The organism is Lentisalinibacter sediminis (assembly GCF_040706615.1).
Lineage (GTDB): Bacteria > Pseudomonadota > Gammaproteobacteria > Steroidobacterales > Woeseiaceae > Lentisalinibacter > Lentisalinibacter sediminis.
In genome coordinates this window covers 184,671-198,915 of sequence record NZ_JAPDRF010000001.1, presented here as the reverse complement: position 1 = coordinate 198,915, position 14,245 = coordinate 184,671, and the positions used below count along the sequence as shown (strand labels likewise).

The following is a 14,245-nucleotide window of genomic DNA, read 5'->3' as shown; positions in this document are numbered from 1 at the left end:
CGGCGCGAACGACGGCGCTACAGCCGATGCATGCTCTCCACCACGAGCTGGGCGCGGCGGATGCCGCCGTACTCGTTCACGTCGAGCCGATAGGCGACGTGCAGCCGCTGCCCCGGCATCACCGTCACCGCGTCGACCTGGTTGAAGGCGATGGCGTCCACCGGCGCGCCGGCGCCGCTGCCGGTCAGTCTCAGCTTCCAGTGCCGCTCGCCCACGACGCGGGCCTCGCGGACGGTGAACACGCCGTCGAACAGCGGTTCCGGGAATGCCTGCCCCCACGGACCCGCCTCCCGCAGCGCCTCGGCCAGCGGCAGGCCGATGTCCGCTGCCTCGAGTTCGCCGTCGGTGAGCAGCGTGCCGCTGAAGTCCGCGTCCGGGAAGCACTCGGCCACCCGGCTCGCCGCCAGCCGGCGGAACCGCTCCAGATTCGAGCGCGGCAGGCTGAGACCGGCCGCCATGGCGTGGCCGCCGTAGCGGCCGATCAGTTCCGGCGCCGACGCCGCCACGGCGGCGAGCACGTCGCGGATGTGCACGCCGGGTACCGAGCGGGCCGAGCCCTTCAGCTCCCCGCCGCCGGCATCGGCGAACGCGATCACCGGGCGATTGACCCGTTCGCGGATCCGGGAGGCCACCAGCCCGACCACGCCCTGATGCCAGCCGGGATCGTACAGGGTGACACAGTGCGGCAGCGCGTTCTCTCCGGCCGGCAGGTCAATGTCCTCGATCGATGACAGCGCCTCCGCCTGCATGCGCGCCTCGATGCGGCGGCGCTCGTCGTTGATCTCGGAGAGACGGCCCGCCAGCGCACGCACCTCGGCCACGGAATCCGATACCAGCGCCTCGATGCCGGTGCTCATGTCCTCCAGCCGTCCCGCGGCATTCAGCCGCGGGGCAACGCCGAAGGCGAGATCGCTGGCCACCGCCCGCCGCGGAACCCGGCCGGCGGCCTGCAGCAGGGCCGGGATGCCGGGCACCGCGGCCCCGGCGCGGATGCGGGCGAGGCCCTGTCGCACCAGCACCCGGTTGTTGCGGTCCAGCGGCACCACGTCGGCCACCGTGCCCAGCGCGACGAGGTCGAGGTAATCGGCGGCGATACGTTCCGCTCCCGCCTGCCCCTCCGCAGCGAGGCGGCGCCCCAGCGCGGCCATTACGCAGAACGCGACGCCCACGCCGGCGAGATACTTGCTCGGGTAAGGGTCGCCCGGAAGATTCGGGTTGACGATGGCCGCGGCCTCCGGCAGCCGCTCGCCGGGCAGATGGTGGTCGGTGACCAGCACGTCGATACCGAGCTCCCGGGCGCGCTCGACGCCGCGCACGCTGGAGATGCCGTTGTCCACGGTGACGATCAGGGAGGGCCCGGCCTCGGCGGCGACCTCGACGATCTCCGGTGTCAGCCCGTAACCGAAATCGAAGCGGTTCGGCACCAGCGAGTCCACGGCCGCGAAGCCGTAACGGCGGAGGCAGCGTATCACCAGCGCCGTGCTGGTGGCGCCGTCGGCATCGAAGTCACCGACGATCGTGACGCGGCCGCCGCGGTGAGCGAGCAAAAGTTCCACCGCCCGCTCGAGATTGGCGAGCCCGCCCACCGGCGCGAGATGACGGAGGCCGAGTTCGAGGTCCTCCGCCGTGCGGATGCCGCGTGCCGCATACACCCGGCGCAGTACCGGATGCAGGGAGGCGGGCAGCGCGGCATCCTCGCCCGCCGTCCGCCGCGCGATGGGCAGCGCGTCCTCGCTCATCGCCGTCTCCAGGCCGCGAGCAGCGCGCGCGGGCCGCGCCGCGGCAATGTGGCGGCAAGGCCGTCCCGGGTGACGATACGGACGCGACCCCGCCGCAGGGCCTTCACCACGGCCGGCCGGGCGAGAGCTTCGCCGGCCAGGGCAAGCACACTACCCGCGGCGAGCGCCCGGGCTGCCGCGTCACCGGCAGGCGGCGCGGCCGTCTCGCCGCCCAGGCGATGCCATAGGCCGGTCAGCAGCGGGTCGTCCGCATAGAGCGGCGGCAGGCGCTGCCCGCCCGCCGCCGGGGCGGCCGCCGCAAGGCCGCCGCCCCAGAACCAGACGGAGTTCACCGGCGGCAGACCCCGCTCCGCACGCGCACGGTTGACCGGATGATCGTGCCACAGCATCTGTATCTCGTTGCCCAGCGCGCGGAACAGACCCGCGTCCGGACCCTCGGGGAGTTCGTCGCGGATACGCCCGGACCGTGCTACCGCCGGCGACGCCGCCGTGAATTCGTACTGCCGCTCCGACCCGACGTACCAGCGACCCGCGCCACCGACGCCGAGGGAGAAACCGCGCTCCGCCAGGCTCGGCAGCGCGTCATCGCGGAGTGCGGCCGCCTCGCCATCGGCGAGCACGGGCGCGTGCTCGAGCATGTGCAGCTCCCGCATGTCGGCGGCCATCGACACCGGATCCATGCAGGCCAGCCAACTGCCTCCCGGCCTCGTGCCGCTCACGGCAGAATCCGGGCCGGTTCGACTGCGCTCGCCGTCCAGCCGCAGACACGCCGGCGGCGCCGGCGGCGTGATCCCGAGCCAGCGGGCCACGGCGTTCGCGGCATCCGGTGCGCGCGGGGCGCCCGCGCCCTGCACGCCGGGCAACACCCGCGCAAGCGCCGGCTGATCGAGGTCCGTCAGGAACAGGAGAGACTTCATCGAGCGTGTCGGGTGATCTGAGGGCGGGCCGTGCGGCATTGACACGACCCGCGGAATCCCTAAGGTCGGGGCCTGGATCGTCGCTTGTGCCGTCGCCCGCATCCGGGCCCGCATGATACGCCATGAAACTGACCCCGGAAAATTGAGACCATGAAATTCACTCTGGACAAACCCGCGGGACTCAGCATCACGGCCTGCTCCGAGGCCGGCATCACCATCAGCGGCACGCTGTACCGATCGAGCGTGCTGCTGCTGCCGGAGGAAGTGCGGGACTGGGATTGTGCGGACGTGGAGACGCTCGACGCCACCACCCTCGAGCCTGCGGTCGACCTGGCGCCGGAGATCCTGCTGCTCGGCTCCGGGCGCAGCCTGCGTTTCCCCGACGCCGCGCTCACCCGCGGTCTGGCCAGGCAGGGTATCGGCCTCGAAGTCATGGACACCCGGGCCGCCTGCCGCACCTTCAATATCCTGACCGCCGAGGAGCGACGGGTGGTGGCGGCGCTGATCGTGGAATAGCCGCAGCCGCCTATCGTCCCCGCGGCAGGAACGGCCGGGGGTCCACCGGTTCGCCATTGCGGCGTATCTCGAAGTGCAACCGGGGTTTGCGGCCCGGGCCCTCGCCCATCTCGGCGATGCGCTCGCCCTGCTTCACCGTCTCGCCCTCTGCCACGTGCAGCGCCCGATTATGGCCGTAGGCGCTCAGGTACGTGGCGTTGTGCTTGATGATGACCAGATTCCCATAGCCGATCAGGCCGCTACCCGCATACACCACCTCGCCGTCGGCGGCGGCGCGCACCTCCTGCCCCATGCGCCCCTCGATCAGCACCCCGGTAAGCGCGGCGTTTTCCTCACCGAAGCCGGCCGTGATCGCGCCGTCGGTGGGCCAGCGCCAGGCCGGCGACGGCAGGTCCGGCAGCACGGGCCGGGGACTGCCATGGCCGCTGCGAGTGCCGTCGGGCGCCGCTCCGGCGGAACGCGAGGTCCCTGCCGCCGTCGGGCGCAGGACGATGCGCTGGCCCGGATGGATCAGCGAACCGTCGCCGAGGCCGTTCCAGCGGGCGACGTCGCGTACCTGCAGTCCGTAGCGCCAGGCGATGGAATACAGGGTGTCGCCGCTGCGCACGATATGGGCGGCGGGGACGTCGGCTTCCCAGTTGAGCGCCCGGCCGCCGCAGGCCGCAAGCAGGGCGGCGGCCAGGCAGAGCGCCAGCGCTCGCGTCAGCCCTCCCATCACCTGACCGCGACGATGGCCACCACGATGAGACAGAGCGCGACGAACAGCCAGCCGAGCAGATCGATGCGACGGCGCAGCCCGTCGGCGAATCGCTGGCCGCCGAGGGCGATCAGCCCGGCCACCAGGAAGAAGCGGGCGCCCCGGCCGAAGAACGAGGCGATCACGAAACCCGGGAAGGCCATGGCGGCCGCGCCGGCGGAGATGGTGAAGATCTTGTACGGGATCGGCGAGAAACCCGCGATCAGCACCGCCAGCACGCCCCACTCGGCGAACCAGTCGCGGCCTTCGAGGTAGGCGTCCCAGTAGCCCACGTTCTTCAGCAGCGGCTCGATGGCCTCCAGCGCGAAATAGCCGATGGCGTAGCCCGCGATGCCGCCCGCCACCGAGGTCAGCGTGGTCAGCGTCGCCAGCGACAGCGCCCGGTCCGGCCGCGCCAGGCACATCGGCGCCAGCATCACGTCAGGGGGAATCGGGAAGAACGAGGACTCGGCGAAGCTGAGTCCGCCCAGATACCAGCGGGCGTGGGGATGGGCTGACCAGGACAGGACCCGGTCGTACAGACCGCCGAATATCCTCACGCCGAGGCTCCCGCCACCAGTGGCACGAAGCTGACCGGGCCGAGCGAGACCTGTTCGTAGCGGTCGTGGCGGTGCACGATGGCCATCAGCTCCTGGCGCCGGGCCGAGCCCACCGGCAGCACCAGCCGGCCGCCCGGTGCGAGCTGGGCGAGCAGCGCCTCGGGCACCCGCTCCGGCGCCGCCGCCACCAGGATGCCGTCGTAGGGCCCGTACTTCGGCCAGCCCTCCCAGCCGTCGCCGCGGCGAAAGCGCACGTTGCCGATACCCAGTTCGTGGATACGCTGCCGGGCCCGGGTCATGAGCGGCATCAGGCGTTCGATCGTGTGGATCTCGTCGACCAGGGGCGCGAGCACTGCCGTCTGGTAACCGCAGCCGGTGCCGATCTCCAGGATGCGCCCGCCCGGCAGCCCCTTCAGCAGCGCCTCGGTCATACGCGCCACGATGAACGGCTGGCTGATGGTCTGGCCGTGGCCGATCGGCAGCGCCGTATCCTCGTAGGCCCGGCTCGCCAGCGCCTCGTCGACGAAGATGTGCCGCGGCACGGCGAGGATGCGCTCGAGCACGCGCTCGTCGCGGATGCCGCCGGCCCGCAACCGCTCGACCAGCCGGTTGCGCGTGCGCGCCGACGTCATGCCGATGCCCCGGTGCGCGGTGCCGTCAATCATCGGCGAGCCAGGTGCGCATGTCGTCCAGCACCTCGTGGCGGGTCAGGTCCACTTTCAGGGGGGTCACGGCCACACGTCCCCGGGCTATGGCATTGAAGTCGGTGCCGGGGCCCGCATCCTGACCGCCGCCGGCCGGACCGATCCAGTAAATGGGCTTGTCCTTCGGGTCGTGGTCCCGCATCACCGGCTCGGAGCGATGACGGAAGCCCAGCCGGGCGATCTCGATACCCTCCAGCTCCTCCCACGGCCGGTCTGGCACGTTCACGTTCAGGATCGTGTCCGAGGGCAGCGGATGACGCTGCATCCGCTCGAGCAGCGACACGACCACCCGCGCGGCGGTCGGGTAATGCTCGGGATTGTTGCCGACCAGCGAGACGGCGATGGCGGGCAGACCGAGAAAACGGCCTTCCATTGCCGCCGCGACGGTGCCGGAATAGATGACGTCGTCTCCGAGGTTGGCGCCCTCGTTGATACCGGACACGACCATGTCGGGCTCCTCCGGCAGGAATCCGGAGACGCCGAGATGGACGCAGTCGGACGGCGTGCCGTTCACGCAATAGCGGCGCTCGCCGGTGGCGATGACGCGCAGCGGGGACTCCAGGGTCAGGGAGTTGCTGGCGCCGCTGCGGTTGCGGTCCGGCGCCATCACGGTGATCTCGCCCAACGACTCTAGTGCGTCGGCGAGCACCCGAACGCCCTCGGCCAGGTGCCCGTCGTCGTTACTGACAAGAATTCGCAAACCGGTGTGAGCCTGTCGTTGGTGCTGATGGACGGCGCTAACTATACTCAATGTTCGCACCGGTACCTAGGGCGAACGAGGTCGTGCGCGGATGCCCGGGCGGCTTCGCGCACCACGGCAGGGAGGCGGTCGATGACGGACGACAGGCAGGGCGGCGACGGCGCCGGGTTGAGCGACGAAGACATCGAACTCTTTCGCACCAGCGTGGGCGACGCGAGGCGCATCCGCCTGGACCGCATCGAGGCGCGCCGCCGCCCGCCGGCGCCCGAGGCGCGCTTCCGCCGCGCCGACGAGGCCGCGGTACTGGCCGAGAGTCTCAGCCACAGCGTGGCCGACCAGGAGCGCCTCAGCGGCGACCAGCTGCGCTTCCATCGACCCGGCCTCAGCTCCCGGGCCATGCAGAAACTGGTCCGCGGGGGCTACCGCATCGAGGCCGAGACCGACCTGCACGGCCTGACCGTGAACGAGGCCAAACAGGCGCTGAACGAGTTCCTCGTCGAGAGCCGCTCCCGCGGTCACCGCTGCGTCCGCGTGATCCACGGCAAGGGCAAGCGCTCGGGACATCGCGGCCCGGTACTGAAGCAGCGTGTCGACGGCTGGCTGCGGCAATGGGACGGTGTGCTCGCGTTCGCCTCGGCGAAACCGGCCCACGGCGGCACCGGGGCGGTCTACGTCCTGCTGAAGCCGCTCTGACGCCTCAGCCGGTCCGCAGCAGCTCGCGGACAAGCGTGGTTGCATACTCCCCGGCGGGCAGCGAGAAACGCAGCAGCAGGCACTCCTCGTCCTCCCAGGACCAGTCGAGCGCCCGTGGCACGAGGCGCAGGCTCCGCCGGGACATTTCCAGGCCCGCCGCCTCCAGACCCGCAACCAGCCATTCCCACTCCGCGGCCACCGCCTGTTCCACGGCCGCCGCCGCTGCCGCCGGCCGCGGCCCGTCCCGGCCCCACAGCGGACCCGTGGGGTGCACCCCGCCCGTCGAGACCCGGGCGGCCAGGGACTCGTCGGTGGCCTCCGCGTGGAACACGCTGCCCCGGCCGTCGAGGATCAGCACCTCGCCGTCCAGTGCGCGGTCCCAGCTGCCGTCCCCGACCCGCCGCGCCAGCACCTGGTTGAAGAGCCAGGCGCGGGCCGCGGACAGGGCGAACTCGCGTTCGCGGCGGCCGAGCCGTTCGCCGTCGAACAGCCGCCGTGCCAGATCCAGGTTGCCGCCGTCGCGGCCGAAGCGCTGGCGGCCGAAATAATTCGGCGCGCCGTCGACGGCGACCCGCTCGAGGCCCGACTCGAGGATCGCCCGGTCGGCCCGCACATCGCGCAGCCGCAACCGGAAGCGGTTGCCCGACAGCGCCCCGCGGCGCAGCTTGCGGCGATTGCGCGTCACGGACAGGAGCCGCACTCCCTCGGCCGCGAAATCCTCCCAGTCGGTGGGCGACGCGTCGCGCAGCGGCACGCTGAACCACTGCCGGGTGCGGGCGTGCCGGTCCTTCAATCCCGCATAGCCCACATCCCGCGCGCGCACGCCGGCATGCTGCGCCAGCCGGGACGCCACCCACTGCGTGTTACAGCCGGTCTTCTCGACGAACAGATAGTGATGCGGCCCGTCGCCGGACGGCTCGAAGCCGAGCTCCTCCTCCACGATGAAATCCTCGGCCGAGGATTTCAGCCGGGCCGCGCCGGCAGCGGAGCCGCCCGCCCGGGGCCAGTCGGGGATGTCCACGGTGCTCAGTCGGCCGGGACAACCTGGTAGAAGGTCTCGCGCGGGCCGATCAGGCCGAGATCACTGCGGGCACGCTCCTCGGCCGCCTCGGATCCCGTCTTCAGGTTCTGCACTTCGGCTTCCAGCGCCGCGTTGCGCGCCGCCAGGGCCTCGTTCTCCTCGCGTGCCTCGGCCACCGCGCTGCGCAGCTCGCGGGTCTTGCGGTAACCATCCTCGGACAGCCACAGGTCCGCCTGGAGACCCAGGAACAGGAACAGCAGCAGGGCGAGGAACCAGCGCACGTCAGTCTTCAGCCTTCTTCAGCCTCCGAAAGCGGGAAGGCCCCGCGACCCGCATAGCTCGCGTGGTGATTCAGGGCCTCCTCGATCCGCAGTAGCTGATTGTACTTCGCGACACGGTCCGAACGCGACATCGAGCCGGTCTTGATCTGCGAGGCACGGGTGCCGACCGCGATATCCGCGATGGTGGAGTCCTCCGTCTCGCCGGAACGGTGCGACACGACGGCGCTGTAGCCCGCCTCCACCGCCATGTCGATGGCGGACAGCGTCTCGGTGAGAGTCCCGATCTGGTTCGGCTTGATGAGGATGGAGTTGGCGATGCCGTTCTCGATGCCGCGGGACAGGATGCGGGTGTTGGTCACGAACAGGTCGTCGCCGACCAGCTGGATGCGGCCGCCCAGGCGTTCGGTCAGCAGCTTCCAGCCGTCCCAGTCGTCCTCGGCCATACCGTCCTCGACGGTGATGATGGGATAGGCGTCCACCAGGCCGGCCAGGTAGTCGACGAACCCTGCGTCGTCGAACTCCCGGTCCTCGGATTCCAGCCGGTATACGCCGTCGCGGTAGAACTCGGAACTCGCAACGTCCAACCCGAGCATGATGTCTTCGCCCAGGCGGAAGCCCGCCTTCTCCACCGCCTCGGCGATCGTGTCCAGCGCCGCCCGGTTGGAAGGCAGATCGGGCGCGAAGCCACCCTCGTCGCCCACCGCCGTATTCAGGCCGCGGCCGTGCAGCACCTTGCGCAGCGCATGGAATATCTCTGCACCCGCGCGCACCGCCTCCGAGAAGCGCGGCGCGCCGACCGGCAGGATCATGAATTCCTGGATGTCCACGTTGTTGTCCGCGTGCGCACCGCCGTTGATGATGTTCATCATGGGCACGGGCATCACCGACTCCTCGCCCATCAGCCGGTACAGCGGCACGCCGGAGGACCGGGACGCCGCGTGGGCGCAAGCCAGCGAGACGGCGAGGATGGCATTGGCGCCGAGCCGGGACTTGTTTTCCGTGCCGTCGAGTTCGATGAGGCGCCGGTCGATGGTGGTCTGGTCGTGGACGTCCATGCTGACGAGCGTGTCGCGGATAGCGCCGTTCACGTTGCCCACCGCCTTGCGCACGCCCTTGCCGCCATAGCGGTCCGGATTCCCATCGCGCAGTTCCACCGCCTCGTGGGCCCCGGTGGAGGCGCCGGAGGGCACGGCAGCACGGCCGATGACTCCGTTCTGCAGGATTACGTCGGCTTCGACCGTGGGATTGCCGCGCGAATCGATGATCTCGCGGCCACGGATATCGGCGATCTGACCCATGCTGTCTCCTGATTTATCTGTATTTTATCCGGCCTGAAGGCCAAATTCGGCCTCGGCGAAGCCGCTTTTCTTGACGGTCCCGTCCAGCGCCTGCAGCACCTCGAGCAATGCCTCCATCCGCTCCAGCGGCCAGGCATTCGGGCCGTCCGACAGGGCGCGCTCGGGGTCAGGGTGGGTCTCCATGAACACGCCTGCTACGCCGGCCGCCACCGCCGCCCGCGCCAGCACCGGCACGAACTCGCGCTGCCCGCCGGAGGCACTGCCCTTGCCGCCCGGCAGCTGCACCGAGTGAGTGGCATCGAATACGACCGGGCAGCCGGTCTCGCGCATGACCGCCAGGCTGCGCATGTCGGAGACCAGGTTGTTGTAGCCGAAGGTGAAACCGCGCTCGCACACCAGGATCTGCTCGTTGCCGGTGGAGCGTGCCTTGTCCACGACATTGCCCATCTCCCACGGCGAGAGGAACTGGCCTTTTTTGATATTGACCGGCCGGCCCTGGGACGAGACGCGGAGGATGAAGTTGGTCTGGCGGCAGAGGAATGCCGGCGTCTGCAGCACGTCCGCCACCGCCGCCGCCTCGTCGAGCGGCGTGTCCTCGTGGACGTCCGTGAGCACCGGCACGCCGACCTGGCGCTGCACTTCGGACAGCACCCGCAGGCCCTCCTCCATGCCCGGCCCGCGGAAGCTGCCCGCCGAACTCCGGTTGGCCTTGTCGAAGGACGACTTGTAGATGAACGGCATGCCGAGGCCGTCGGTGATCTCCTTCAGCCGGCCCGCGGTATCGATGGCGAGCTGCTCGCTCTCCACGACGCAGGTGCCGGCGATGAGGAACAGCGGCCGATCCAGCCCCGCCTCGAAATGGGCGAGCTTCATGCCCGCGCGGCCTCCGGCACCTCGCTTTCCCGGTGGCGCCGCGCGGCGCTGATGAAACCGGTGAATAGCGGATGACCGTCACGGGGATTGGAGGTGAATTCCGGATGGAACTGGCTCGCCAGGAACCAGGGATGGGCTGGCAGCTCCACCATTTCCACCAGATCGTCCAGCGAGGTGCCGGAGAAGCGCATGCCCGCCTCCTCCAGCGCCGGCCGGTAGTTGTTGTTCACCTCGTAGCGGTGCCGGTGGCGCTCGTGCACGGTCGGCTTGCCGTAGGTCTCCCGAGCCAGCGAGCCTTCGGCCAGCTGAATCGGCTGGGCGCCCAGTCGCATGGAGCCGCCCAGGTCGGAATCCTCGTCGCGCTCCTCGACGCGGCCCTCCTCGGTCTGCCACTCGGTGATGAGCGCGATCACGGGATGCGGTGTGCTGCGCTCGAACTCCGTGCTGTGGGCTCCGTCGCGCCCGGCCACGTGACGGGCGAATTCGATCACGGCCACCTGCAGGCCGAGACAGATGCCGAGATAGGGGATACCGTTCTCCCGCGCGAGCCGCACGGCGCTGATCTTGCCCTCGACCCCGCGCTCGCCGAACCCGCCGGGCACCAGGATAGCATCCATGTCCCGCAGGCAGTCCGCGCCGTCCGTCTCGATGTCCTGGGACTCGAAGTAATGGATGTTCACCCGGGTGGAGGTATGGATGCCCGCGTGCAGCAGGGCCTCGGACAGGGAGATGTAGGAGTCGCGGAAGTCCACATACTTGCCCACCATCGCCACGTTGACCTCGCCGGTGGGATGCTGCTTGGCGTGCACCACGTCCTCCCACTCGCCCAGGTCGGCGGGCGGGACTTCCAGGCCCATGTGGTCGACGACGATCTGATCGAGACCCTGGTCGCGCAGCATCATCGGGATCTTGTAAATGTCGTCCACGTCGATGGCCGAGATCACGGCGTTCTCGGCCACATTGGTGAACAGTGCAATCTTGCGCCGCTGCTCGGCCGGCAGCGGGTGCTCGGAGCGACACACCAGGACGTCCGGCTGTATGCCGATGGAGCGCAATTCCTTCACCGAGTGCTGGGTGGGCTTGGTCTTGATCTCCGAGGAAGTGGCGATGTAGGGCACGAGCGTGAGGTGGACGTACACGACCCGGTCGCGTCCTTCCTCCACGCCCATCTGGCGGATGGCCTCCATGAACGGCAGCGACTCGATGTCGCCGACCGTGCCGCCGATCTCCACCATGCAGACGTCGGCGTCGCCCGCACCGCGGCGCACGCTCTCCTTGATCTCGTCGGTGATGTGCGGGATCACCTGCACCGTGGCGCCCAGGTAGTCGCCGCGGCGTTCCTTGGCGATGACGCTCTCGTAGATGCGGCCGGTGGTGAAGTTGCTGTTGCGCCCGGTCGTCGTGCGCACGAAGCGCTCGTAGTGGCCCAGGTCCAGGTCGGTCTCCGTGCCGTCCGCGGTCACGAATACCTCACCATGCTGGAAGGGGCTCATCGTGCCAGGGTCCACGTTGATGTAGGGGTCGAGCTTGATCATGCTGATCTTCAGGCCCCGGGCCTCCAGGATGGCGCCGAGGCAGGCGGAGGTGATGCCCTTGCCGAGTGAGGAGACCACACCGCCGGTAATGAATACATAGCACGTCATGGAAGAACCCCGCGGGGATATCGGCCAATAGCAAGGGGCCGGAGTAAGCACACGTTCTACCGCCCGCAGACAGCGCCCGGGCGTATGCTTACTCCGACCCCCAACTCAAGCCCGACGGATGTTGAAAGACGGTACTCAAAGCTACCAGAAGCCGGCCGGGCAAACAATCGCGACAGTGCCGCAACGACACTCAATACAGCGGCGGATGGCCCTCCCAGACCACGGCGACGCCCCCTTCGCAGCGCCGTTGCGCCGCCATCCAGAGGTCGGCCACGGCCACCAGTTCCTCGCCGCAGTAGACCAGCGGCAGCCGCCCGCGCATCCACGGCACGACGCCCTCCTCCCGCAGCAACTGCTTCAGCCGCCGCGTGGGACGATCGGCCGCCGGCGCCAGACTCTCACCGCCGCTGCGGAAGCGTACCTGGCAGCCGCGCACGGCGAGCGCGGGATCCAGCCCGATCGGGGCGCCCGGCCGCAGCACCAGCCGGCCGAGGCCGCCGGGCAGCTCCAGCGTCTCGCCGGGAGCGAGCGCGAGCGGCCCGGCCGACAGCGCGGGCGGCTCACCGCGAAGCAGATAGAGGCGATCCCGGTAACGGCGGACCTCAGCGTCGCCCAGACTCAGCCGCGGCTGTTCGCCCGTACCGGCCACCACCTCCTCCAGCAGACGATCCAGGTGGCGAGCGTCCGGGGCGCGGCAGCCGTCGCTGCGCAGCCAGTGCCTGAGCGCATTGCCCTGCCGCGCACGCGGCAGCCGCCGTAGCCGCCCGGCATCCAGCCGTCCCTCGCCGGCATCGCAGCGGTCGAGGTCCGCGGAGGCCAGTTGACGCAGCAGCCCTGCCCCCTCCGCGAGATGGCGTGCACTGCGCGCCGCATTGCGGTCTGCCGCGGGCCAGCGGGTGAGCAGCCGGGGCACGATCTCCCGGCGCAGGAAACTGCGATCGAAGCGCGGATCGGTGTTGGCGGGATCCTCCAGCCAGTCGATGCCGCGGGCGCGAAGGTAGTCGCAGAGCTCGTCCCGAGCCCGGTCCAGCAGGGGGCGCAGCAGCCGGCCGTCGCCGAACGGGGCGATGACCGCCGGCATGGCGGCCAGGCCGGGCAGGCCGGCACCCCGCACGAGCTGCAGCAGTACGGTCTCGAGCTGGTCCTGTCGGTGCTGGGCCGTCAGCAGGCACTCCCCGGGCTTCAGCGCTGCCGCCAGCAGACGATAGCGCGCCTGGCGCGCGGCGCCCTCGACCCCTTCCGCATCGATGGCCTGGCGGGTGATGTCGGCCCGTAACACCCGGCATTCCACGCCCAGCGCGGCGGCCGCGCGCTGGCAATGCGCGGCCCAGGCGGCCGATTCCGCCTGCAGTCCGTGGTCGACGTGCAGCCCCCGCACCCGGCCGGCCGGCAGCGAAACGGCGGCATGCAGCAGCGCCGTCGAATCCGCGCCGCCGCTGAAGGCGACGGCCAGAGGGGGCAGCGGCTCGTCGTGCGGTGCCTCGGGCGGTCCGTCGGACGACCGGCCGAGCAGGCCGCGCAGCGTGTCCTCGAGCGCGCCGGGACCGAATGCCGGCGGCTCAGCCGTCCCGGAACTCGCCAAAGGATGCCAGCCGCTGGCGGCGCTTCTCCAGCACCTGGCCGATGTCGCCCGCCTCCAGCTCGTCCAGGTGTCTGAGGAGCGCGTTCTTCAGGGTCTCCGCGGCGGCGTGGGGATCGCGATGGGCGCCGCCGAGGGGTTCGGGGATGATCTCGTCGATCAGCTTGTACTGGTGCAGGCTCTTCGCCGTGATGCGCATCGCCTCGGCGGCTTCCCTGGCTTTCTCGGCGCTCTTCCACAGGATAGAGGCGCAGCCTTCCGGGGAGATCACGCTGTAGACGGCGTACTGCAGCATCAGCAGCCGGTCGCCCACGCCGATGGCGAGCGCGCCGCCGGATCCGCCTTCGCCGATGACCACCGAGATGATGGGCGTCTCCAGTTCCGCCATCACGAACAGGCTGCGCGCGATCGCCTCGCTCTGTCCGCGCTCCTCCGCGCCGACCCCCGGGTAGGCCCCCGGCGTGTCGATCAGCGTGATCACCGGCAGCGAGAACTTCTCGGCCAGCTGCATCAGGCGCTGCGCCTTGCGGTAGCCCTCCGGCTTCGGCATGCCGTAATTGCGCCGTACGCGCTCCTTGGTATCCCGGCCCTTCTGGTGGCCGATCACCATGACCGCCCGCCCCTCCAGCCGTGCGAGCCCGCCCACGATGGCATGATCGTCCGCGTACATGCGGTCGCCGTGCAACTCCCGGAAGTCGTCGAAGACGAGCGGCAGGTAGTCCAGGGTGTGCGGCCGCATGGGGTGGCGGGCGAGCTGGGCGATCTGCCAGGCACTGAGGTCGGAGAATATGCTGCGGGTGAGCGCCTCGCTCTTCGACTTCAGCCGCCCGATCTCCTCACCGATGTTCACCTCGGAGTCGTCGCCGACGAAGCGCAGCTCGTCGATCTTCGCCTCCAGCTCGGCGATCGGCTGTTCGAAATCCAGAAACTTGAGATCCATCGCCATATCCGGTGCCGGCGCCCTCCCCCGCCTACGACCTGCCTG

At 70.1% G+C, this 14,245-nt stretch carries 15 protein-coding genes; 2 read left to right on the top strand and 13 right to left on the bottom strand.

From position 1 onward, the window contains the following. Positions 1-17: 17 nt before the first annotated feature. Together recJ and ACJMKX_RS00935 are read right to left on the bottom strand one after the other, a co-directional pair. Positions 18-1,739 (bottom strand): single-stranded-DNA-specific exonuclease RecJ, encoded by a 1,722-nt coding sequence (recJ, locus tag ACJMKX_RS00940; protein ID WP_405220093.1) that lies wholly within the window; start codon positions 1,737-1,739, stop codon positions 18-20. Next, positions 1,736-2,656, bottom strand: a complete 921-nt coding sequence (locus tag ACJMKX_RS00935) for a hypothetical protein (RefSeq protein WP_405220091.1) — start codon at positions 2,654-2,656, stop codon at positions 1,736-1,738. Before ACJMKX_RS00935 ends, recJ begins: the two co-directional genes overlap by 4 nt. 150 nt (positions 2,657-2,806) lie before the next feature. Here ACJMKX_RS00935 and ACJMKX_RS00930 point away from each other — a divergent pair, with 150 nt between their 5' ends. After that, entirely contained in the window at positions 2,807-3,172 is a 366-nt protein-coding gene (locus ACJMKX_RS00930) for an Mth938-like domain-containing protein (protein WP_405220089.1), read from the top strand. A gap of 10 nt (positions 3,173-3,182) precedes the next feature. Here the strand turns inward: ACJMKX_RS00930 and ACJMKX_RS00925 are convergent, their stop codons facing one another. The 4 genes from ACJMKX_RS00925 to surE are packed head-to-tail and all read right to left on the bottom strand — an operon-like array spanning position 3,183 to position 5,872. After that, positions 3,183-3,887 (bottom strand): peptidoglycan DD-metalloendopeptidase family protein, encoded by a 705-nt coding sequence (locus ACJMKX_RS00925; RefSeq protein ID WP_405220087.1) that lies wholly within the window; start codon positions 3,885-3,887, stop codon positions 3,183-3,185. Then, complete coding sequence (locus ACJMKX_RS00920) at positions 3,887-4,468, bottom strand: YqaA family protein (protein ID WP_405220085.1); 582 nt, start codon at positions 4,466-4,468, stop codon at positions 3,887-3,889. Before ACJMKX_RS00920 ends, ACJMKX_RS00925 begins: the two co-directional genes overlap by 1 nt. Further along, a complete protein-coding gene (locus tag ACJMKX_RS00915; RefSeq protein WP_405220083.1) occupies positions 4,465-5,133 on the bottom strand; it encodes a protein-L-isoaspartate(D-aspartate) O-methyltransferase in 669 nt (222 codons plus the stop codon). Before ACJMKX_RS00915 ends, ACJMKX_RS00920 begins: the two co-directional genes overlap by 4 nt. Next, a complete protein-coding gene (surE, locus tag ACJMKX_RS00910; protein ID WP_405220081.1) occupies positions 5,126-5,872 on the bottom strand; it encodes a 5'/3'-nucleotidase SurE in 747 nt (248 codons plus the stop codon). The genes ACJMKX_RS00915 and surE overlap by 8 nt, the downstream gene beginning before the upstream one ends. Positions 5,873-6,004: 132 nt before the next feature. Between surE and ACJMKX_RS00905 the strand changes: the two genes are divergently transcribed. Then, the gene (locus ACJMKX_RS00905) at positions 6,005-6,565 is read left to right on the top strand and encodes a Smr/MutS family protein (protein WP_405220080.1); all 561 of its coding nucleotides are present in this window, start codon (positions 6,005-6,007) and stop codon (positions 6,563-6,565) included. Positions 6,566-6,569: 4 nt separating this feature from the next. Here the strand turns inward: ACJMKX_RS00905 and truD are convergent, their stop codons facing one another. The 7 genes from truD to ACJMKX_RS00870 form a co-directional block, all read right to left on the bottom strand. Continuing rightward, positions 6,570-7,586, bottom strand: a complete 1,017-nt coding sequence (truD, locus tag ACJMKX_RS00900) for a tRNA pseudouridine(13) synthase TruD (RefSeq protein ID WP_405220078.1) — start codon at positions 7,584-7,586, stop codon at positions 6,570-6,572. Positions 7,587-7,591: 5 nt separating this feature from the next. Continuing rightward, complete coding sequence (locus ACJMKX_RS00895; RefSeq protein WP_405220076.1) at positions 7,592-7,867, bottom strand: septum formation initiator family protein; 276 nt, start codon at positions 7,865-7,867, stop codon at positions 7,592-7,594. A gap of 8 nt (positions 7,868-7,875) precedes the next feature. Further along, on the bottom strand, positions 7,876-9,165 hold the full coding sequence (gene eno, locus ACJMKX_RS00890) for a phosphopyruvate hydratase (protein ID WP_405220074.1): 1,290 nt from the start codon (positions 9,163-9,165) through the stop codon (positions 7,876-7,878). A 24-nt stretch (positions 9,166-9,189) separates the two neighbouring features. Continuing rightward, the gene (kdsA, locus tag ACJMKX_RS00885; RefSeq protein WP_405220072.1) at positions 9,190-10,038 is read right to left on the bottom strand and encodes a 3-deoxy-8-phosphooctulonate synthase; all 849 of its coding nucleotides are present in this window, start codon (positions 10,036-10,038) and stop codon (positions 9,190-9,192) included. Further along, positions 10,035-11,681, bottom strand: coding sequence for a CTP synthase (locus tag ACJMKX_RS00880; protein ID WP_405220070.1), 1,647 nt, complete (start codon positions 11,679-11,681; stop codon positions 10,035-10,037). The genes kdsA and ACJMKX_RS00880 overlap by 4 nt, the downstream gene beginning before the upstream one ends. Before the next feature lie 190 nt (positions 11,682-11,871). Next, positions 11,872-13,263, bottom strand: a complete 1,392-nt coding sequence (tilS, locus tag ACJMKX_RS00875; protein ID WP_405220068.1) for a tRNA lysidine(34) synthetase TilS — start codon at positions 13,261-13,263, stop codon at positions 11,872-11,874. After that, complete coding sequence (locus tag ACJMKX_RS00870; protein WP_405220066.1) at positions 13,241-14,200, bottom strand: acetyl-CoA carboxylase carboxyltransferase subunit alpha; 960 nt, start codon at positions 14,198-14,200, stop codon at positions 13,241-13,243. The genes tilS and ACJMKX_RS00870 overlap by 23 nt, the downstream gene beginning before the upstream one ends. Between the last annotated feature and the right edge of the window lie 45 nt (positions 14,201-14,245).